General features: G+C 50.1%; 15 protein-coding genes. 3 read left to right on the top strand and 12 right to left on the bottom strand.

Annotation, left to right across the window (positions count from 1 at the left end):
• Nucleotides 1-87: 87 nt before the first annotated feature.
• From alaS to FT643_RS11605, 6 genes are all read right to left on the bottom strand, one after another.
• Entirely contained in the window at nucleotides 88-2,688 is a 2,601-nt protein-coding gene (alaS, locus tag FT643_RS11630; protein ID WP_156871740.1) for an alanine--tRNA ligase, read from the bottom strand.
• Between the two features lie 129 nt (nucleotides 2,689-2,817).
• On the bottom strand, nucleotides 2,818-3,309 hold the full coding sequence (locus FT643_RS11625; protein WP_156871570.1) for a regulatory protein RecX: 492 nt from the start codon (nucleotides 3,307-3,309) through the stop codon (nucleotides 2,818-2,820).
• The gene (locus tag FT643_RS11620) at nucleotides 3,299-4,090 is read right to left on the bottom strand and encodes an acyl-CoA-binding protein (RefSeq protein WP_156871569.1); all 792 of its coding nucleotides are present in this window, start codon (nucleotides 4,088-4,090) and stop codon (nucleotides 3,299-3,301) included. The genes FT643_RS11625 and FT643_RS11620 overlap by 11 nt, the downstream gene beginning before the upstream one ends.
• 174 nt (nucleotides 4,091-4,264) lie before the next feature.
• On the bottom strand, nucleotides 4,265-5,728 hold the full coding sequence (locus FT643_RS11615) for a flavin-containing monooxygenase (protein WP_156871568.1): 1,464 nt from the start codon (nucleotides 5,726-5,728) through the stop codon (nucleotides 4,265-4,267).
• Nucleotides 5,729-5,946: 218 nt separating this feature from the next.
• Entirely contained in the window at nucleotides 5,947-6,708 is a 762-nt protein-coding gene (fnr, locus tag FT643_RS11610) for a fumarate/nitrate reduction transcriptional regulator Fnr (RefSeq protein WP_156871567.1), read from the bottom strand.
• A gap of 111 nt (nucleotides 6,709-6,819) precedes the next feature.
• Nucleotides 6,820-9,747 (bottom strand): response regulator, encoded by a 2,928-nt coding sequence (locus tag FT643_RS11605; RefSeq protein WP_198043500.1) that lies wholly within the window; start codon nucleotides 9,745-9,747, stop codon nucleotides 6,820-6,822.
• 225 nt (nucleotides 9,748-9,972) lie between these two features.
• Between FT643_RS11605 and FT643_RS11600 the strand changes: the two genes are divergently transcribed.
• Nucleotides 9,973-10,911, top strand: coding sequence for a diguanylate cyclase (locus tag FT643_RS11600; protein WP_156871565.1), 939 nt, complete (start codon nucleotides 9,973-9,975; stop codon nucleotides 10,909-10,911).
• Nucleotides 10,912-10,943: 32 nt separating this feature from the next.
• On the opposite strand, the gene recA is transcribed toward FT643_RS11600, so the two are convergent.
• Together recA and FT643_RS11590 are read right to left on the bottom strand one after the other, a co-directional pair.
• Nucleotides 10,944-11,972, bottom strand: coding sequence for a recombinase RecA (gene recA, locus FT643_RS11595; protein ID WP_156871564.1), 1,029 nt, complete (start codon nucleotides 11,970-11,972; stop codon nucleotides 10,944-10,946).
• A gap of 69 nt (nucleotides 11,973-12,041) precedes the next feature.
• A complete protein-coding gene (locus tag FT643_RS11590) occupies nucleotides 12,042-12,614 on the bottom strand; it encodes a CinA family protein (protein ID WP_156871563.1) in 573 nt (190 codons plus the stop codon).
• Nucleotides 12,615-12,819: 205 nt separating this feature from the next.
• Between FT643_RS11590 and mutS the strand changes: the two genes are divergently transcribed.
• Both mutS and fdxA read left to right on the top strand, forming a co-directional pair.
• Nucleotides 12,820-15,405 (top strand): DNA mismatch repair protein MutS, encoded by a 2,586-nt coding sequence (gene mutS, locus FT643_RS11585; protein WP_156871562.1) that lies wholly within the window; start codon nucleotides 12,820-12,822, stop codon nucleotides 15,403-15,405.
• Nucleotides 15,406-15,519: 114 nt separating this feature from the next.
• Nucleotides 15,520-15,843 (top strand): ferredoxin FdxA, encoded by a 324-nt coding sequence (gene fdxA, locus FT643_RS11580; RefSeq protein ID WP_156871561.1) that lies wholly within the window; start codon nucleotides 15,520-15,522, stop codon nucleotides 15,841-15,843.
• Between the two features lie 1,076 nt (nucleotides 15,844-16,919).
• On the opposite strand, the gene rpoS is transcribed toward fdxA, so the two are convergent.
• The 4 genes from rpoS to FT643_RS11560 all read right to left on the bottom strand — a co-directional run bounded on the left by rpoS (nucleotide 16,920) and on the right by FT643_RS11560 (nucleotide 20,657).
• A complete protein-coding gene (gene rpoS, locus FT643_RS11575) occupies nucleotides 16,920-17,924 on the bottom strand; it encodes an RNA polymerase sigma factor RpoS (protein WP_156871560.1) in 1,005 nt (334 codons plus the stop codon).
• 97 nt (nucleotides 17,925-18,021) lie between these two features.
• The gene (locus FT643_RS11570; RefSeq protein WP_317622012.1) at nucleotides 18,022-18,804 is read right to left on the bottom strand and encodes a peptidoglycan DD-metalloendopeptidase family protein; all 783 of its coding nucleotides are present in this window, start codon (nucleotides 18,802-18,804) and stop codon (nucleotides 18,022-18,024) included.
• Nucleotides 18,805-18,978: 174 nt separating this feature from the next.
• Nucleotides 18,979-19,914, bottom strand: coding sequence for a polyprenyl-phosphate transporter (locus FT643_RS11565; protein ID WP_156871559.1), 936 nt, complete (start codon nucleotides 19,912-19,914; stop codon nucleotides 18,979-18,981).
• A gap of 113 nt (nucleotides 19,915-20,027) precedes the next feature.
• On the bottom strand, nucleotides 20,028-20,657 hold the full coding sequence (locus FT643_RS11560) for a protein-L-isoaspartate(D-aspartate) O-methyltransferase (protein WP_156871738.1): 630 nt from the start codon (nucleotides 20,655-20,657) through the stop codon (nucleotides 20,028-20,030).
• Between the last annotated feature and the right edge of the window lie 94 nt (nucleotides 20,658-20,751).

Below are 20,751 nucleotides of genomic sequence, written 5' to 3'. Positions count from 1 at the left end.
CAATATGAAACTAAAGGCCTGTATTGTATACCTTTTGTTGCCTGGTCAACTTGCTTTTCCGACCTTTTCAACAGCCTTTGATCCGTTTTAATTCAATTTTTCCGACACCCAGTTTTCCACCGACCCGAGGGCAACCGCAAGATTCGCCACATTCGGGCCTCCCGCCATCGCCAGATCCGGCCTACCGCCACCACGCCCCCCCAATTGTTGGGCAACGTGATTGACAAGATCACCTGCTTTCACTTTTGATGTCAGGTCTTTGGTTACCCCGGCCACCAGGTTGGCTTTTTCTCCGCCTAATCCCAGAACGATAATGCCGGAGCCTAATTTGTCTTTCAGTTTATCAACCATATCCCGCAGTGCTTTAGGATCAACCCCGTCCACTTCGGCACTCAACACCTTCACTCCGGCTACGTCCTTAACCTGCTGCAGCAGTTCGTCGCCGGCACTGCTGGCCAGCTTGGCTTTCTGCCGCTCCAGTTCTTTCTCCAGAATCTTGACCCGGTCAAGCGACTGCTGAACTCGCTCAAGCACCTGTTCCCGGTTGGTTTTCAGCAGGCTGGAAATGGCGTCGACCGTGTCTTCCGTCGCATCAATCCAATCCATCGCGGCCTGACCACTCACCGCTTCAATTCGGCGGATACCCGCCGCGACACCGGTTTCTGAAATAATCCGGAAAACGCCAATATCTCCGGTCCGGGCAACGTGGGTGCCTCCGCATAATTCGATGGAAAACCGATCCTGCCCCATAGTCAGGACTCGCACTTCATCGTCGTATTTTTCACCGAACAGCGCCATAGCGCCGCAGGCTTTGGCGTCATCAATGGCCATAAGTTCGGTGCTCACTTCACTATTGCCACGAATCTGTTCATTCACCAAACGCTCCACAGCCCGAATCTCTTCCGGCTTCATTGGCTCCATATGAGTGAAGTCAAAACGCAGCCGGTCGGCACCCACCAGTGACCCTTTCTGTGTTACATGGGAACCCAACACCATGCGCAATGCCGCATGCATTAAGTGTGTTGCAGAGTGATTAAGTCGAATAGCCTGGCGACGGGAGTTGTCGATTACCGCCGTTATAGCATCCCCCACCTGGAGCGAGCCTGACGTCATTACTCCGTGATGCAAATGGGCTTGACGTTCTTTACCGGTATCAATGACTTCGAATGACGCATCCGCCGAGTTTATAAAACCTACATCTCCAATCTGGCCGCCGGATTCCGCATAAAATGGCGTGCTGTCCAGCACGATAATGGCTTCCTGTCCGGCCATCACCTGCGCTACGGACACACCACCCACAAACAGCTCCGTGATGGTGGCCGGTGCCTCCGATTGCTGATATCCCGTAAACCCGGTTGCCGTTAGCACCTCAATACCATCATGATACCCAGACTTGAATTTACCGGCTTCTTTGGAGCGGCTTTTCTGTTGGTGCATCGCCTGCTCAAAACCGGTTTGATCGATCGTTAACTCACGTTCACGGGCGATATCAGCCGTCAGGTCAGCGGGAAAGCCATAAGTGTCATAAAGCTTGAATACCAGATCCCCTGGTATCTGCTTGGCTTGCAATGATTCCAGCTCCTGGTCAAGAATACGCAATCCTTGCTCCAGTGTTTTGGCAAACTGCTCTTCTTCAAGCTTCAGAATCTTTTCAATCTGTGTCTGAGCTTGCCGCAGCTCCGGATAGGCATCCCCCATTTCCAATACCAGCGGCTTCACCAATTTATAGAAAAACAAATCTTTCATTCCGAGCTTGTTTCCGTGGCGGATTGCCCGCCGCAATATGCGCCTCAGCACGTAGCCCCGGCCTTCGTTAGAAGGCATCACACCATCGGTGATCAGAAAGGCACAGGAACGGATATGATCGGCCACTACGCGCAGGGATTTTTCTTCCAGATCCTGTGTACCAATCACTTTGGCCGCGGCATTAAGCAGATTTACAAACAAGTCGATTTCGTAGTTACTGTGCACGCTTTGCATCACTGCAGCGATTCGTTCCAGGCCCATGCCCGTATCAACCGAGGGCTTGGGTAGCGGCTGCAACTCGCCGTCCGGCTGCCGGTCATATTGCATGAACACCAGATTCCATATTTCTATATAGCGGTCACCGTCTTCCTCCGGGCTACCCGGTGGCCCGCCCCACACATCAGCACCATGATCATAGAATATTTCAGTACAGGGACCGCAAGGACCCGTGTCCCCCATCTGCCAGAAATTACTGTCTGCACCCAGGCGCGAAAAACGCTCGGGGTCGACTCCCATCGTTTCCAACCAGATTTTTTCTGCTTCCTGGTCATCCTGATATACAGTGATCCACAGCTTTTCCTTCGGAAGCTTCATTACGCCAGTGAGAAATTCCCAGGCGAAGCGGATTGCATCTTCCTTGAAGTAATCGCCAAAACTGAAGTTACCCAGCATCTCAAAAAAGGTATGGTGACGAGCGGTATAACCCACGTTTTCAAGATCGTTATGTTTCCCCCCTGCTCGCACGCAACGCTGGGACGACGTGGCTCGGGTGGACTGCCGCTGTTCACGGCCCAGGAACACGTCCTTGAACTGCACCATTCCGGCGTTGGTGAACAACAAAGTAGGATCGTTTCCAGGCACCAGAGAGCTGCTGGGCACGATTTCATGTCCCTGGGAAGCAAAGTATTGGAGGAACGCTTGTCGGATTTCAGAGGTTTTCATAGATTCGGATTTGTGAACTAGCAGTTGGTTATGCGAGGTGATAGGCATTTCTCGCCATAAAGGCGCGAGTTTACCATCTATTGCGGCGCTTTCATCTACTGGATGAGTGAAAAATGGTCTCTGCTCTGATTATTTATCAGGATTCATTGCATATTGTATCTGATCAACGCTGAAACCCCGGTATTGCAGGAAGCGAAACTGCTTTGACCGCTGCTTCATATCCGTTGCAGGTCCGGGACCGAAGCGGCGCTCATAGGCTTCCCGGGCCTGCTCGAACCAATCGACCTCAGCGGCTTCCATAACCTGGCCTACCAACTCAGGCGCCACTCCCTTGCTCTGGATTTCCCGGGCAATACGCAACGGACCGTGGCTCCGAGACAGCCTGGCGTTAAGCATCATGCGGGCGTAACGCTCATCGCTTTGCAAACCTTGTTCAATTAACCCTTTCAGCTCTGCATCGACCAGCGCTGCATCAAACTTTGAGGTCAACCGGGTTGTCAATTCGCGTACGCTGTATTCACGCCGGGACAACAAACGTAGAGCGCTCTCCTTTACCTGCGCTTTTGTCTGCCCATCTGCGTCGCGCCCGTTGCTTTGCCCGGAATTACTATTAATGAGCAACTTCTTCTGCGTTCTGAGCCAGCACTTTTTCCAGGCGTTGCAAAGCCTCCGACGGCTTCATCCCTTTGATCGCTTTGCGTGCATCAAATTCAGCGCACTCCTGAACTTTACTCTGCGCTGGGCGCCGACCTTTTACATCACCCTCTTTGATTTGTTTAACCAGCGCGTTAATTTCCAATTTGGCCTGCTCACCATATCCACTCAGATCGGTGGCCAACACTTTGACCTCATCAAACCGTTGTTTCATTTCATCTGACAATTCATCATAAGCGGCCTTGGCTTTGGCCTTCACGACTGCCGCTTTCGACGCTGTGCGTTTCATTACGGACTCGGAATCGGCTTTTAACCCGGCGGCTGATTGCAATGCGGCATCAGCTACCGTAGCAGCTTTGGATGAAACTGACCTTTTGAGATCGGCTGTGCTGTTTTTTGACCTTCCTACCGTGCGGGTTGCACTGATTTTTTCGACCCCCAGCAAGGTTGTTTTTTTATCCTTCGACCAGGCTTGTTCGCCTTCTTCCACCAGCTCATCAAACACCCGCAGGGTTTCTTCACGCATCAGATTCAGGGTGCCGGTGCTGATCAGGCTGATACGCCCCACCAAAGTATCTGACCCACCTACACTTTCACCCATTTCCAATATTTGCTTATAGAGACGATCCCGTTCATGTTCAACGAGACTGAGCAGGCCCACACCGGCCAGCCCAAATCGCCTTGCGTTGATTTTCATTTTTTCAGCGAATGAAGTGTCTTCCGATACGAGCTCAGCTAACTTAGTCATACGTAGTCTCTCTATCAAGTTGGGGTGTTGCGTTTGAGGAGCCTTGCAAACCAGCGTCGCCGACTCCAACCATCCATAGCGTGTTAGCAGTTAATGCTACACACATTTTATAACAATGAAAAAGCCCCTGTTAACAGGGGCTTTCAAGAAATACCGCTGGGACTAACGAGTCAGTCACCCAGGTGCCGGATTTGAAAAGGTCATAGTACCGTCATCGAGTTGACCAAAACGTAACATTGCCAGATCCATTGCGTAATTTTGATGCAATTTCCAGGGGGCGACCGAACCCTGCTTGGGCAGTTTTGACATCGCTCTCTGTAGATACCCTGACCGCATTTCAATGAACGGTAACGCCTCTACACTACTATCCGCCAAGCGCGGCGTGCATTGACGTAATTTACGTTTATCCATTTCCTTGATCAAACGGCACAGGAACTCACTGGTAATATCTGATTTCAGCGTCCAAGACGCGTTGGTGTATCCGAAGATCATGGCAAAATTCGGTAGGTCCTGAAACATGACACCCTTGTAATTCATTGAGTTGGAAATCACAAAGGGTTTACCGTCCACTTCCAACTGAGTACCGCCCAGCATTTGTAAATCCAACCCCGTGGCGGTAATGATGATGTCCGCCTCCAACTGCTTTCCGGATTTCAGCAAAATCCCTTTTTCGGTAAAGGTTTCAATATGATCGGTCTCGACAGAGGCGTTGCCTTTGCGGATAGCGCGGAATAAATCCCCGTTTGGAACCGCACACAAGCGCTCGTCCCAAGGATTATATTGCGGAGAAAAATGAGTCATATCAAAGTCGGGACCCACTTGCTTTCGCACCTGCCCCAGCAATAAACGGCGTACCATTTTCGGTTTGGCCCGGGCCAGACGATAAAACGCCATCTGGAAACCGATTTGTCTGGTACGGGCCATCCGGTATACCAACCACGCAGGTAAATACTTGCGCAATTTTATGGCAACTTTGTCTTTCAGGGGAACCGACGCCACGTAGGACGGGGATCGTTGCAACATGGTGACATGTGCCGCCGCTTCCGCCATCGCCGGAACCAATGTTACCGCCGTTGCACCGCTACCGATCACCACAACCCGCTTGTCCCGGTAATCCAGTTTATCAGGCCAATGCTGGGGATGAACAATCTGCCCGCCAAAACGATCACTACCCGGGAATTCCGGGGTATAGCCTTTGTCATAATTGTAGTACCCGGTACACCCGATAAAGAAATTACATTGAATCTGAAGCGGTTGCGGTTCGTCTACTCGCTGAACCTGAACCGTCCACAGTGCCTGATCGGAGTCCCATGAGGCGCTTATTACCTTATGACCAAACCGAATGTTACGCTCGATATTATTTTCGCGGGCGGTTTCTTCAATGTAGTGGCGGATATCTTCTCCATCCGCAATCGACTTTGGATTGTTCCAGGGTTTAAAACTGTATCCCAGCGTGAACATATCCGAGTCTGAGCGAATGCCGGGATAACGAAACAAGTCCCAGGTACCGCCAATGGCATCACGAGCTTCCAGAATGGCGTAGGTCTTTTTCGGGCAAATTTTTTGCAAGTGACGGGCTGCGCCAATACCGGAGAGCCCGGCACCGACAATCAACACGTCGATTATTTCAGACGTCATATTACGGTCTCTTTTTTACTGTGTCTGCTTCGCCATGAACCGCTTAAAAGGGGCGCGATCACGATCAATTTGAGTTGCTGGTCGGCTAATAAATAAACACGATGTACTAGAACACATCCCGATCGGGGTTGTCATTGGTTGTTTGTGCCGAAAACAATGCAGATTAGGCCAAGAACACAGCCAAAAGGCCAGCGGAGATTGGGTGGGTTTAAGACAATTCAGGCGGTTTGGGCGCGAAGCTCATAAGCGTCGGAAGCCAGACTGAGAGCCGACAAATCAAGTACTTCTACCTCTTTTCCATCCACCAGAATAATGCCCTGCTTTTGCAATCGGGTAAAAACCCGGGACACTGTCTCAACAGCCAATCCGAGGTAGTTGCCTATGTCGTTTCGGGACATAGCCAAACGGAAGCCTAACGGAGAGAGGCCTCGCCGGGTATGGCGATGAGAAATGCTCATCAACAAGGCAGCGATACGTTCTTCTGCACTTTTTTTGCTTAGCAACCTGATGAGCAGTTGGTCGGATTGAATTTCTCGACTCAATAGCTGAAAAAAATGGCGCTGTAACGTAGGCATTTTGGCGAAAAGTATTTCCAGTTTATCGAAGGGTATTTCACACACTGCAGCGGTTTCCAGTGCTTTGGCAAAGTTGGTGTGCCGATTCATACTGATGCCGTCGATGCCCAGCAATTCTCCCGGCAAATAAAACCCAGTTACCTGCTCTTCGCCATTTTCCGACACTGCATAGGTTTTTAGCGTCCCGCTACGCACTGCAAAAATGGAGTGAAACGGATCACTTGCGCGAAACAAGTACTCTTCTTTGCGCAGAGGCCGGCTGCGTTTAATGATACTGTCCAGTTCCACTAATTGCACTGCGTTCACGGCCACCGGCAAGCATATCGGGTTCAAGCTACAATCTTTACATGAAATATCAATAGCGCGAATGGATAAGCGATTGACAGGCTGATTATCGGTGGGCATGGCGTTGTGCTTCCAAATTCGAAGTTGGCTACCGGGCAATACTTGCAATTGACTGCCGTGATATTAACACGTAAAGGCGTGTTTGGAGAACCATACCCCACTCCTTTGGCATCACTCCTGTGTGACGCTTGCATCGAATTTTGCAAGTATCGTGTCGAGTTTTGTGATTCCCGAGGAAAAGTCGAAATTGGCGATTGAGTCTACTAAAGATACGACTTCGACTTCCCCTGCCAAGGCCAGCAGACTGTGCGTCAATAAATGGATAGCGTCCGCATCCTGGACCTCGTGGCGTTGAAGGCTTTCGCGTAACTGCCGCAACTGCAATAACAATTGACTCACCGGCACTTGCGGGACGGTGTTCTGAATATCCGGTTCAACCGTGTAAGCATATTGCTGTATGGCTTTTTCACCCGACAGGACTTCGAGCAAAGCGTCGTCCAGTTTCAACAATTGGCCAACAATTTCGGTTTGACTCTGGCCATTGCAAAGGCCGTGGATTAGCTTAGCGATACCAGCAACCCGGGTTAATCCCAAGTTAGCGGCGACGCCAATCAATTTATGACACGCCTGACTCAGCGCCTTCCATTGCTGTTCTTCTGCGAGCGCCCTGAACTCAAGAGAAGACTTTCCAAAACGAACGCAGAATTCATCTACAAGTACGGCGTATCGCCGCCAACTGCCCCGGGTTCTGCTGAGCGCATTGTGCAGATCATACCCCGGTAGCTCCCCGATATCCTGAAGTGAAGATGAGCCACCAAAAGTGAGTAACCTCCGGGACCAATCATTGAATTCCTGTGGTAAATGAGCAGCAATTTCACTGATCAAAAGATCCGGATCGAACGGCTTTGCAACCAAACCATTCATTCCGGTAGCGTAAACCTGCTCTCTTTGTTGCGGTGTCGTATTTGCGGTTAACGCGAGTACCGGCAATGCATCTTTAGGCCAACGTTCACGTAATTTACTGCAACATTCTATACCGTCCATAACCGGCATTTGCACGTCCATCAACACCAGGTCGTACTGCCGAGCGTATAGATCACTGAGCGCTTCCTCCCCGTTCCCCGCCATATCCACTTCCAGCCCGACTGCCAGTAAGTTTTCCTTTACCAGAATTTGATTGATCTCGTTATCTTCCACCAGCAATATTCGAGGTTTACGGGATAACGGCGCGTCCGGTTGTTGATTCGGCTTAACAACAAACTTCTGTTCCCCAATACGGGTCTGGCTGCTTTCGGTGCGCTGGAGACGTGCTTCCATAACACCTTCAAGCAGTTCGATCAGCTGTGACGCGCGTATCGGTTTTGAAAGGAAACCATCTGGCCTATAACTGTTTTCAGTCAAAATTTCATCCTGATCAAAAGCGGTGACCATAACAATGGAAGGCACCAATAACTGAGGTTTGGGAGGGAGTGCGAATATTTTCGGATGCTGCTGAAGGATCTGGACAGCAGTTTCGATGCCATTCATATCAGGCAACTCCCAATCCATTAATACAATCTGTATCTGGTGCTGGTATTGCTGCGCTAAAGCAATCGCTTCGGCTCCGGTGTGCGCTATTAATACATTGCAATTATGCTTACGCAGTATCTTACTTTCAGTGAGACAACAGACCGGATTATCATCGACCAACAAAACACACGTATCTTTCAATAGCGATGGTTTACGCATAAGCTGGGGGTCGACGCCGTCTGCTGCAGGCTTTTCTTCCCCCAAACCCAGCGGAAGTTCAAAATGAAATGTGCTGCCCCGCCCAGGCTCACTGTCGGCCTTTAATTCACCGCCCATAGCGTTGACCAGCTGTCTGCAAATAGCCAAACCCAATCCGGTTCCACCAAACTGCCTGCTGACTGAAGCGTCTGCCTGAATGAAGGGACCGAATAGTCGCTTGCCATCATCAGGGCTAAAGCCGATCCCGGTGTCGGTGACCTTAAACTGCAACGCCACCGCAGTATCGGAACGGGATTTCAGCTTAACCCGCACCTGGACTCCACCTTCAAGGGTAAATTTGATGGCGTTGTCACACAGGTTGAGAAGCACCTGCTGCAACCGCAAAGGATCACCTATTAATGAAAAGGGTACGTCCACATCTTCGATAATAAAATCCAGATTCTTTGACTGGGCTTTTAAAGCCACCACCGCAGCCAGCTGCTCAAGCAACTCATTCAGGCTAAACGGAATGAGTTCCAATTCCAGCTTACCGGCCTCTATTTTTGAAAAATCCAGAATGTCGTTAATGATGCTCATCAATGATTGGGCTGCCGTGTCTACCGTCTCCAGAAAATAACGCTGACGGTCGGTTAGATTGGTCTTTAGCGTTAATTGTGTCATGCCGATGATTGCGTTCATCGGCGTTCTGATTTCATGACTCATATTAGCCAGAAATTCACTTTTTGCCTGATTCGCTGCTTCAGCCTGCTCACGGGAATATCGCTCAAATGCATGGGCCTGATAGGTAACGGTGACATCCATGGCTTCGACAATAATCCTGACCACTCTACCCGCCTCTACAACCGGGTTAAAAATTAATTCCATTTGCAATAAAGAGCCATCGGGACATTGGTGCTCGGCAGAAAAATGCGCAGAATGTCCTTTTAGCGCCTGCTTGGTGACCCGATGGAGTATGTCTCGCTGGCTTGGCGTGTGGCCCCACCAGGGTGATTGCCACAGCGCTACACCCATTACCTCTTCTCGGGATTGCGCGACCAGCTGATGTGCGGCGCGGTTACTGAATTGGATACACCCTTCGGTGTCAAGTTCGAGCACCACTTGCCAGGTGTCGTCCAAAATCCGCCTTTCAGGTGATTCGTCTTCTATTGAATGAATCACCACCAGACGTAGAAAGTGCGGCGAAGTTGCAACCTCTGTCAGGGACGCTTTAACGGAAATGGAACCCCCTTCCGGTGTCTTCAAACGAGAACAAAAAAATGGCGATGCTACTGCCGCTTCGCAATCAGGAAATAGCGACTGATAGCCAACACCCAAAAGCTGCGCTTTGGTCTCGATAGTGAGCAAGCGCAGAGCGGCTTCGTTACAATCCACTAATACACCGTGTTCAAAAATGAACCGGGCCTTGTCAGATTGTTCAAATATAAGTCGAAGTAAATCATCTCTCTTGTGGTGTTCTATTCCCATGAGCAATGATAGCCATTCCCTGAATTGTGACTTCCTTATCAATTAAGACTAGCAGTTGTATCGCGGTTTGGCTTGACTGCGGGGGGGCATTGTCTAAATTTAGAATTACAAGCTGCTTTGCAAACCACCTTAATGCCTAATCAGTACAAACAGTCTGTGCTCATTGTTGATGACGAGCCCCTAAATATCAGGGTGCTATCTCAAGCTTTAACGCCCTGGTATCGGGTGAAAGCAGCAACCAGCGGAGCCGAATCACTTACCGTTGCCACTAGCGATGATCGTCCGGATCTTATTTTGCTGGATATTTCCATGCCTGGCATGGATGGCTATGAAGTCTGCGCCAAGCTAAAATCCAACCCGCTCACTGAAGCCATTCCAGTCATATTCATTACCGCTAAAAATGCCACAGAAGATGAGGCCAAAGGCTTGGAACTCGGGGCTGTGGACTACATCACAAAACCTTTCAGCCTGCCGATTGTCATGGCCAGGATTCGCAACCAGTTATTGTTAAAAACAAAGACCGATATGCTGGAACAACTGGTGTCCATTGATAGCTTAACCGGGGTGTGTAATCGTCGGAGTTTTGACGAAATCCTGTTCCAGGAGTGGCGTCGGTGTGGTCGTACTGGCAGCCAGTTAACGATCATCATGATTGATATCGATCATTTTAAAAACCTCAATGACCAATTCGGACATGTCGCTGGAGACCAGTGTCTGAAGCAAGTGGCCTCGTCATTGAAAAACACCATGCGGCGCTCGTCAGATTCCATCGCCCGCTACGGCGGAGAAGAGTTTGCTTGTGTCGTTCCGGATGTGTCTCATGAAGAGGCAACGGAATTAGCCAATAACCTGCGACAGAAAATAGAATCGCTCAAAATCCAGAACCCGATTCGGGATGACCCGCAAAATACGGTGACGATTAGCCTGGGCGTTGCTACCACATCGCCGAACAGAAGCTTCACCGCAGCCGATATACTTAAAAAGGCCGATGAGGCGTTATATCAGGCAAAAGAAAAGGGCCGCAATCGTGTGATTGCGACCCTTTTCCAAAATCCGGAAGCTATTAATTAAAACTTTGGCCCGGATAAATGACCGATCAATAATCAGGCCTCTTCTAGCGCCTGATCTTCTTTTTTTGGTGGTTCGGTTACAAGCAGCTGATTGCGTATTTCCGTTTCAATTGTCTCTGCAATTTCCGGATTATCCTCCAGAAATTTAGCGGCATTCGCTTTACCCTGACCGATCTTGTCACCCTGGTAGGAATACCAGGCACCTGATTTCACCACCAAGCCACATGCTACCCCCAGATCAAGCACTTCACCCATATGATAAATGCCGGAACCATAGAGAATCTGGAATTCGGTTTGTTTGAACGGAGGCGCCACTTTGTTCTTTACTACCTTGACCCGAGTCTCATTACCGACCACTTCGTCACCCTGTTTAACTGCACCGGTACGGCGAATATCCAACCGAACGGACGCGTAGAACTTCAACGCGTTGCCCCCGGTGGTGGTCTCCGGATTACCGAACATCACACCAATTTTCATCCGGATCTGATTAATGAAAATAACCAAGCAATTTGCTTGTTTCACACTACCGGTAATTTTACGTAACGCCTGGGACATCAAACGCGCCTGCAAGCCGACGTGGGCATCCCCCATCTCACCTTCGATTTCTGCTCTGGGCACCAGAGCTGCAACCGAATCCACAATTATCACGTCAACCGCATTGGAGCGCACCAACATATCCGTTATTTCCAGTGCCTGTTCCCCTGTATCGGGTTGCGACACCAACAAATCATCAACGTTGACCCCAAGCTTACCGGCATAGAGCGGATCCAATGCATGCTCTGCATCCACGAACGCGCAGGTCAGGCCTTTCTTTTGAGCCTGAGCCACCAAGCTCAGCGTTAACGTTGTTTTACCGGACGATTCAGGACCGTAGATCTCAGCGATCCGCCCCTGAGGCATACCACCAATACCCAGCGCAATATCCAGACCCAAAGACCCGGTTGATATAGCGGGTATAGCCACATGAGCCTGATCACCCATGCGCATCACGGCGCCCTTTCCGAACTGGCGTTCAATCTGGGATAAAGCGGCGCTCAACGCCTTCTTTTTGTTGTCGTCCATTAATCACTCCTCACGCTGAATTTGCTGTATTATCGACTACCCAATCAATTACTGTATATTTAAACAGTATTATTGTGATCCATCAAGTAAGTCCGGCAATTCTTTTGTCTTTTCCTGCTCTGCCTTGCCAAGCGCAGGGCATTTCCGCAAGCGAACCAACAGTCCCTGCAACGCCAGCGTGACAGCCGCAGCACGCACATCACGCCGCTCACCGGGCAGCATAGCCAACGAGCTGTCCACCACTCCCTCGATGTTCCAGGCCAGCCAGACCGTGCCGACCGGCTTCTCGTCGGTGCCCCCGGTTGGGCCAGCAATACCGCTGATGGCGACTGAAAACTGCGCTTTGGATTTCTTAAGCGCACCCACGGCCATTTCCTCTACGGCTTTTTGACTCACGGCCCCCTGCTGATTCAAAGTGCGTAGCTTCACGCCCAGCATTTGCTTTTTGGAATCGTTGCTGTAAGTCACAAACCCACGATCGAACCATTCTGAGCTGCCCGCCACCTGGGTAATAGCCTCGGCCACCCAACCTCCGGTGCAGGATTCCGCGGTCGCAATTTTTTTATTTTTATCCGCTAACAAGAGTCCCAATTGGGAAGCCAATGCTTCTATCAGTAAGACCTGATCCGAGTACAACAACATAGATAATTTCTGCGCATCCAAAAAAGTGTTGAGGATTTTACCTGTAACGGCGCTCCGGCACTACGACAACAGCGCCAAAATTACTTAGGGTTAATCTGTGGCATTACTTCCGATGGCTTAGAGAGGCTTCCAAAGAAACCGATTCAAGTTACAATGCGACCCAGATATTCATCGCTGAGCCTGCCAACAAGAAAACTGAGATAAGATGTCCACAGCCGAACAATCTTTAAGCAATCACACCCCCATGATGCAGCAATATTTACGCATCAAATCGGAACATCCCGATGAATTGGTTTTCTACCGCATGGGCGATTTTTACGAGCTTTTCTTTGATGACGCCAAAAAGGCCTCCGAGCTACTGGAAATCACCCTGACTCAACGAGGCCAATCCGCCGGCAGCCCCATTCCCATGGCGGGGATTCCATACCACGCGGCTGAGAGCTACCTGGCTAAACTGGTCAAACAGGGGGAGTCTGTTGCCGTTGCCGAGCAGATAGGCGACCCAGCCGCCAGCAAGGGGCCGGTGGAGCGTAAAGTCGTGCGCATCGTGACCCCGGGTACGGTCAGCGATGAAGCCCTGCTGGATGAACATCAGGACAACCTGCTGTGTGCTGTTAGCCAACACATGGACAATTTCGGCATTGCACATCTGGATATCAGCAGCGGACGCTATTTTGTCAGCGAGGTACAGGGCGACGCTGCGCTGCTGGCAGAAATTGCCCGCCTGGATCCCGCAGAGCTGTTGATTACAGAAGATACCCATGTAGCTAAACTGCTTTCGAATCGCCAAGGCGTGCGTCTTCGTGCGGTATGGGAATTCGATTTTGAATCCGCAGAGCGCGCACTGGTACAACAATTCAATACTCAGGATCTGGCCGGATTCGGCTGTGAGAAATTGGAGCTGGCGGTATCGGCTGCAGGCTGCCTGCTGCAATACGCAAAAGAAACACAGCGTGCTGCCCTGCCCCACATACGCAGCCTCGCAGTGGAGTCCCAGAGTGATTGTGTGGTGCTTGACAGCTCAACCCGGCGCAATCTGGAGTTAACCGAAAACGTCCATGGCGGCGACAAATACACCCTGGCCTGGGTCCTGGACCGCACCAAAACAGCAATGGGCGGGCGCATGCTGCGGCGCTGGCTGCGCCGGCCAATTCGTGACAAAAACCACATCACCCGGCGCCAGGATAGTATTAGCGCTCTGCTGAATGACTACCAATACGAACCCATACAGGCCATTTTGAAACAGATAGGCGACATAGAGCGAATTCTGGCCCGTATCGCACTCAAATCAGCCCGCCCGAGGGATATGTCGCGGTTACGGGATGCGCTCAACATACTGCCGCAGCTACACGAAGCGCTCACAGCAATGGATGCGCCCATCATCGCGCAGCTGAGCAAGACCATTTCCTGCTACCCCGAATTAGCCGGGCTATTGACCTCAGCGCTAATCGAAACACCCCCGGTGTTGATCCGCGATGGAGGTGTGATTGCTGAAGGGTTTGACGCTGAGCTGGATGAACTGCGTGCTATCAGCGAAAATGCCGGCCAGTTTTTGGTGGACCTGGAAGAGCAGGAGCGAGCGCGCACCGGATTAAGCACGCTAAAAGTCGGTTACAACCGGGTTCACGGTTACTTTATTGAAATCAGTAAATCCCAGTCCAAGCAAGCGCCGCAAGAATACATCCGCCGCCAGACGCTGAAGAACGCCGAGCGCTATATCACCCCGGAATTGAAAGCATTCGAAGACAAAGCGCTGAGCGCAAAAAGCCGTTCTCTGTCGCGTGAAAAAGCACTTTTCGAATCCTTGCTTGAACGCTTCTCTGAACCTCTTTTTGATTTGCAAACGAGCTTTACCGCTATCGCCGAACTGGATGTACTGGCTTGTTTGGCAGAACGAGCCGATACGCTAGCCTTGTCCCGTCCGGTGCTTGCAGAAGAAACCGGACTGCATATCGAAGCTGGCCGCCATCTGGTAGTAGAGCAAGTAATGAATGAGGCCTTTATACCCAACGATTTAAGGCTGGACAGCCACCGCAGGATGCTGGTTATCACTGGCCCCAACATGGGTGGTAAATCAACATTCATGCGCCAGACCGCCTTGATCGCAATATTGGCACACATCGGCAGTTTTGTGCCGGCAGAAAAGGCTCGTATTGGCTCCATCGACCGTATTTTTACCCGCATCGGTTCTTCTGACGATCTGGCCAGCGGCCGCTCGACATTCATGGTCGAAATGACCGAAACAGCGAGTATTTTACACAACGCGACGCGACAAAGCCTGGTTATCATGGACGAAATTGGGCGCGGCACCAGCACTTTTGATGGACTATCCCTGGCCTGGGCCTGCGCAAATTACCTGTCGGTAAAAATCCAGGCTTTAACGCTATTCGCCACCCACTACTTTGAGCTGACCCAACTTCCCGACCAGGTTCCCAATGTGGTTAATGTCCACCTGGCAGCCAAGGAGCAAGGCGATACCATATTGTTTCTGCACAAAGTTCTGGAAGGGCCTGCGAACCAAAGCTACGGTTTACAGGTTGCCAAGCTGGCCGGTGTTCCTGCGGCCGTGATTGAGAACGCCAAACGCAAACTATCTCAACTTGAAAAACAGGATTTAAATAATCAGGTGCTCGCCACCGCCAATCAGCCGTTACAATCGGATTTGTTTGCCGAACCACCCTCCCCACACCCGGTGGTGGAAACCCTTTGCAAACTCGACCCTGACTGTATCAATGCGCGGCAAGCACTTGATTTGATTTACAAATTGAAAGAGATGACTGAAAAGCCATAAAATGAAGCAGCGCACCTATCAAGGGCGACCGGTAAAGTTGTTTGGAAAAGTTGCTTGGATTGGTCAGAGGGATTAGACTCCCCCCGCATTTATTATTGTAGAGGGCACGTATAAATGACATTTGTTGTTACTGATAACTGCATCAAGTGCAAGTACACAGACTGTGTTGAAGTTTGTCCCGTAGACTGCTTCTACGAAGGTCCCAATTTCCTGGTCATACATCCGGATGAATGCATCGATTGCGCGTTATGTGAGCCTGAGTGCCCGGCCAATGCCATCTATTCGGAAGACGAAGTGCCCGCAGATCAACAGAATTTTCTGGAACTTAACGCTGAGCTCTCCGAAGTCTGGCCTAACATCACTGAGAAGAAAGATGCTTTGCCTGATGCAGATGACTGGGATGGTGTCGAAGGAAAGATCGAACAGTTAGAGCGTTAAATTCGTATTTCAAGCACTAAAAAAGCCGCTTTTGCGGCTTTTTTTCCGTCCGTTTGTGCCAACTTCGCCAAATACGTCATTGCGACGCGAAAAAGAACGGACTGCAAAATAAAAGAAGGGCGGTTTTTACACCGCCCCACCTCGCTTGGATTTCCTTATCCAGACGCATCCTGCGTTCATCCCTGATCGACTGTCCTTAGCCAATTCCCTTTCCCAGCGTCCTGCTGTAAGAAACATATTACCCCATACAATCTGCAACCAAACAGGTACAATTAGTCACATAACTGGACTGATTGTCCTACCAGAAAATAATCTTTTTGATAATCAGCGAGTTAAACAAGCAAAAGAAAGTTTTGGACTTAAATCTCACCCAAGAAAATTAATATTCTTACAATCATGTAAGATATGTCCTACACAAGATGCAGATAATAGCCTATTATTCATTTAACGAGAGGGGGCATGCAAGACCTGATCGGATGACCATTAAGAATTCTGTTTTCTAGATATCTGTCTAGAAAAAAAGAAGGGCGGTTCAACCGCCCACCTCGCTTTTCTATCTAATCCCTGATGCAAAACATCCTTTAAATACATCCTTGATGTGCATCCTGCACGCCTGCGTTCCGTAGCATGACTCCTTGGCAATCCCTTCGCCCATGTCCTTATAAACAATCCGTCGATTAGTCCCTGGGCTTCCGGTGCCACAACCCTTCCTGGGTCCTGTTCCCTAGTTTACATCCGGTAAACTTCATCCTGTCTCTTCGCTTCCTGTGAAGAGTATGTATCCTTACATGCGACTAATTCTATCGAAAATAATGTTCGGCTCAATCAGCTAAAAAACGGTAATTGTGCGCACAAATCGGACCAAGCAATTTTTTCTAGTATTATCAGATAGATAAATCGTGCATTAAATTTACATTACACGCCATATGCCCAACAACGCACACCAATGTGAGACATGTCTTACATGCAGGCGGGACATTATCTCAACCCTTCCCAAATCGGCCATAAAAAAACGCACCCGAAAGTGCGTTCTTTTAACAAAACGAGAGGCTTAACTTATCCACCCCGAGGGGTTATCAGGCTCCGAAAATGGATTCGCCTGTTAAACCCTGCTTCTCGAGCAAATCCCGAAGCCGTTTCAGTGCTTCCACCTGAATCTGCCTGACCCGCTCACGAGTCAGGCCGATTTCCAGCCCGACTTCTTCCAGCGTACTCATTTCATATCCGCGCAAACCGAACCTGCGGGCGATGACTTCGCGTTGTTTGGTTGGCAACTGATCCAGCCAGTAATCAATGCTAAAGCGAAGATCTGCATCCTGCAGCAGCTCGGCGGGATCTGACACGGTGGTATCAGCGATGGTATCCAGCAATGACTTATCCGAATCATGAGCCATCGGCGTGTCGACCGAAGACACCCGCTCATTGAGGCCAAGCATTCTTTTAACATCTTCCAGGGGCCGATCCAGTAACTCTGCAATCTCCTCAGGACTGGGCTCATGATCAAGCTTCTGAGTCAGTTCACGGGCTGCACGGAGGTATATGTTAAGCTCTTTCACTACATGAATCGGTAACCGGATAGTGCGGGTCTGATTCATTATGGCCCGTTCAATAGTTTGTCTAATCCACCAGGTGGCATAAGTTGAAAAACGGAAGCCCCGCTCAGGGTCAAATTTTTCGACCGCCCGAATCAGTCCCAGGTTGCCCTCTTCTATCAGGTCCAGCAGCGACAAGCCACGATTGACATAGCGCCGGGCGATCTTGACGACTAACCGCAAGTTACTCTCGATCATGCGTTTGCGCGCATCTTCAAAGCCACGTAAAGCGCGACGGGCGTAATAAACTTCTTCCTCTGGGGTCAGTAGCGGCGAAAAACCAATCTCGTTGAGGTACAGCTGAGTTGCATCCAGCGTCTTCTGCATTCCCGGCTGAGCAACGAAGGAATCATCATCATAGTCGTCCGCACCACTCCGTTTGTCCCTTAACTCCGCTGCACGCTCTTCAAAGGCATCCTCAAGATCTGAATCTTCTTCGTACATTTCCGGATCCATATTCAGTTTTTTGTCCTGCTCTGCTTGAATCATTGCTCTTCTTCCCGCGCTCGTAATTGTTATCACCGTTCCATCGCGAACGGCCCCGTTATTATTTAAGACTTGATGGCATACTCACCTGTTGTCCCGCTCAACGTGATGGCAAGTACTGAAGTGGATTCACTGGTTTTCCATTACGACGAATCTCAAAATGTAATTTGTCGCGATTGGCCCCACTAGAACCTATTTCGGCAATTTTCTGCCCAGCTTTAGTCGTTTGTCCTTCTTTAACCAACAATCGACTATTGTGAGCGTACGCACTGAGGTAAACCTCGCTGTGCTTGATGATGATTAAGTTGCCATAGCCGATCAGCCCTGTTCCGCTATAAACCACTTTCCCATCCGCTGCCGAAAATACCGGTTCGCCACGTTTGCCCGCCAAATCGATCCCCTTGTTGACACGCTTCCCAAGCGAGAAGGTTTCTATTACGGGGCCCTTTGTCGGCCAACTCCAGGACATATCTACCTTTTTATGTCTTTGATTTGCAACTTTTTCTTGGACCGGTTTGGTATGGGTAACGGGTTTCTTATAACGAGATGACGATTTTCCTTTTGATCCCGCTGACGATTGGGTGGACTGACGGACCCCGCCAGGCACCTTATTTTCCAAGCTTAGAATCTGTCCAGGATAGATCCTGTAAGGTGCAGAGATGCCATTGGCACGGGCCAATTGTTCATGATCCCAATTGTAGCGCCAGGCAATTGCGTAGAGGGTTTCACCCGGCCTGACCTTGTGAGAGCCTTGTGTGATGGGGGCTGCAGGGCGATAAACATTTCTGATGGGTTCGTAACGGGTTGGTCCGCAAGATGTGACAGAGATCACAACCAGGAGATGTAAAATGTGTTTTCTAACGGTTAAAACCTTCCTCAGCACAAACGAACTCCAGCGTGTTCTTTATTTTCAGATCACAAAACACCCTAAACTAATTTAGAATTAATAATCATAACCTCCTTCGGCTTATGACCACATAATCTAACTGAAATTCGTGTTAATTCTCAAAAATAGTCTAAATAATGACCAGCTTTGCGTCATCTCTTTGACTCGGTGTTAAGACTTACTTCCCCCTAAACGCTCAACTACCAACACCAAAGCGATCGCTGCGGCCATTAAAAACAAACTGTATACAAGGTGTGGATCCTGACCAGTAACCATCAAAAATTGATCCGGTAGTACATTAGCCTGATCCATGGGAACGGCTTCACCGTGACTGTTGATACGCGTGCTCAGGGTCTGTTTCCACGGCCAGACCTTATTCAGTGAACCGATCATAAATCCCGTCAGCAAAGCCAGGGTTAGGTTGTGAAATTGGGTCAGAAGCCAGGATAGCAAACGAGTAAACAGAAGCAGCCCGACCAGACAACCGCTGGCGAAAATACCCAGGCTCACCACATCCAGGGCTTTAACCGCTCCAATAATATGGGCGTACATGCCTAACAATAGCAGAATGAAACTCCCTGAAATCCCCGGCAAGACCATCGCGCAAATTGCGATCGAGCCCGATAAAAACAGCGTGATCGGATTAAGCGCTATTTCCGTGGGAGCAATAGTAGTAATGCCGAACGCCAATAACGCCCCTCCCGCCAGGGTGAGTACCTCTGGCACGCGCCATTCAGTAATATGCCGGCCCACGTGAACGGCTGATATCAGGATCAGACCGAAGAAAAAAGACCACAACAACACGGCCTGCTCGGTCAACAGGTAAGAAATCAGTTTCGAGAGGGTGAACACACTGGTCAGAATGCCGGCCATCAGCACAAACAAGAAGTTTCCGTTAAAGGAGTGCCAGGCGGCTACCGGCCCGTCCCTGAACAATGTCTGCACGGTTTTCGGACCAATCGCTCCGATACTCCCCACCAGCGTTTGGTATATGCCAGTGATAAAAGCGATTGTGCCGCCGGACACGCCGGGCACGATATCCGCAGCACCCATTGCGACTCCCTTTAGGTACAATAAAAACAGCTCGCGTTTTGAAGGTTTTTCCATGTTATCAACTTCTCTTAACTGCGCTTATATGCGCTGTATCACTGCGATGGATTAACAGGAAGGCGCGACAAGATGCTCACGCCTGATCCGAATGGGAATTTGAGGTCGTTAGATTAACGCAAACCTGAACGGAAAGGCACGAAGCGTACGTCTTCTATGAATTCACGATGATATCCCTGCTCTGAACGGGTGATGCGATAGAGCTTTTGCTGATCTTCACCAATGGGTATGATCAGCCGTCCACCCACGGCCAGTTGCTCCAGTAGTTCTTGCGGTACTTCTGCCGGTGCCGCAGCGGCCAGAATACCATCGAAGGGGGCTTTTTCCTGCAGGCCCACATTACCGTCCGCATAGCGAAACACCACGTTGTTCATGCGTAACGCTCGTAAGCGTTGACGTGCTTTTTCCTGCAACGCTTTTATACGTTCCAGAGAATAAATTTCACTGGCAAATGCCGAGAGTACCGCGGTTTGATAACCAGACCCGGTGCCGATTTCGAGAACCTTATTCAGCGGCCCGCCCTGCAGCAGTAATTCCGTCATTCGGGCAACGATATAGGGCTGCGATATGGTTTGGTTGTGGCCGATAGGTAATGCCGTGTCTTCATAAGCACGGTGCGCTAATGCTTCGTCTACAAACAGGTGTCTGGGAATGCTGCGGATTGCGTCTAAAACAGCAAAATTTGTTATACCTTGATCCTGCAAACGCGCTATTAAACGCTCCCGCGTTCGCTGAGAGGTCATGCCGATTCCAGCCACCCCCGCACTTAAAGAAAATGAGTCGTTCAATCGAGAATCCTCGTCCTGCCCCACAGGGGAAAGCTCCCCCCAGGAATGG

Origin of the sequence: Ketobacter sp. MCCC 1A13808 (assembly GCF_009746715.1) — a bacterium.
Lineage (GTDB): Bacteria > Pseudomonadota > Gammaproteobacteria > Pseudomonadales > Ketobacteraceae > Ketobacter.
The sequence above is the reverse complement of the archived record's forward strand: the minus strand, read 5'-3'. Positions and strand labels throughout refer to the sequence as shown.

Excerpts from the sequence above, each read along its gene's own strand:
- fnr (WP_156871567.1), bottom strand. The coding sequence starts at position 6,708 with ATGCCCACCGATAATCAGCCTGTCAATCGCTTATCCATTCGCGCTATT.
- FT643_RS11600 (WP_156871565.1), top strand. The coding sequence starts at position 9,973 with ATGCCTAATCAGTACAAACAGTCTGTGCTCATTGTTGATGACGAGCCC.
- FT643_RS11620 (WP_156871569.1), bottom strand. The coding sequence starts at position 4,090 with ATGACTAAGTTAGCTGAGCTCGTATCGGAAGACACTTCATTCGCTGAA.
- FT643_RS11615 (WP_156871568.1), bottom strand. The coding sequence starts at position 5,728 with ATGACGTCTGAAATAATCGACGTGTTGATTGTCGGTGCCGGGCTCTCC.
- alaS (WP_156871740.1), bottom strand. The coding sequence starts at position 2,688 with ATGAAAACCTCTGAAATCCGACAAGCGTTCCTCCAATACTTTGCTTCC.
- recA (WP_156871564.1), bottom strand. The coding sequence starts at position 11,972 with ATGGACGACAACAAAAAGAAGGCGTTGAGCGCCGCTTTATCCCAGATT.
- fdxA (WP_156871561.1), top strand. The coding sequence starts at position 15,520 with ATGACATTTGTTGTTACTGATAACTGCATCAAGTGCAAGTACACAGAC.
- FT643_RS11590 (WP_156871563.1), bottom strand. The coding sequence starts at position 12,614 with ATGTTGTTGTACTCGGATCAGGTCTTACTGATAGAAGCATTGGCTTCC.
- mutS (WP_156871562.1), top strand. The coding sequence starts at position 12,820 with ATGTCCACAGCCGAACAATCTTTAAGCAATCACACCCCCATGATGCAG.
- FT643_RS11565 (WP_156871559.1), bottom strand. The coding sequence starts at position 19,914 with ATGGAAAAACCTTCAAAACGCGAGCTGTTTTTATTGTACCTAAAGGGA.
- FT643_RS11560 (WP_156871738.1), bottom strand. The coding sequence starts at position 20,657 with ATGACCTCTCAGCGAACGCGGGAGCGTTTAATAGCGCGTTTGCAGGAT.
- rpoS (WP_156871560.1), bottom strand. The coding sequence starts at position 17,924 with ATGATTCAAGCAGAGCAGGACAAAAAACTGAATATGGATCCGGAAATG.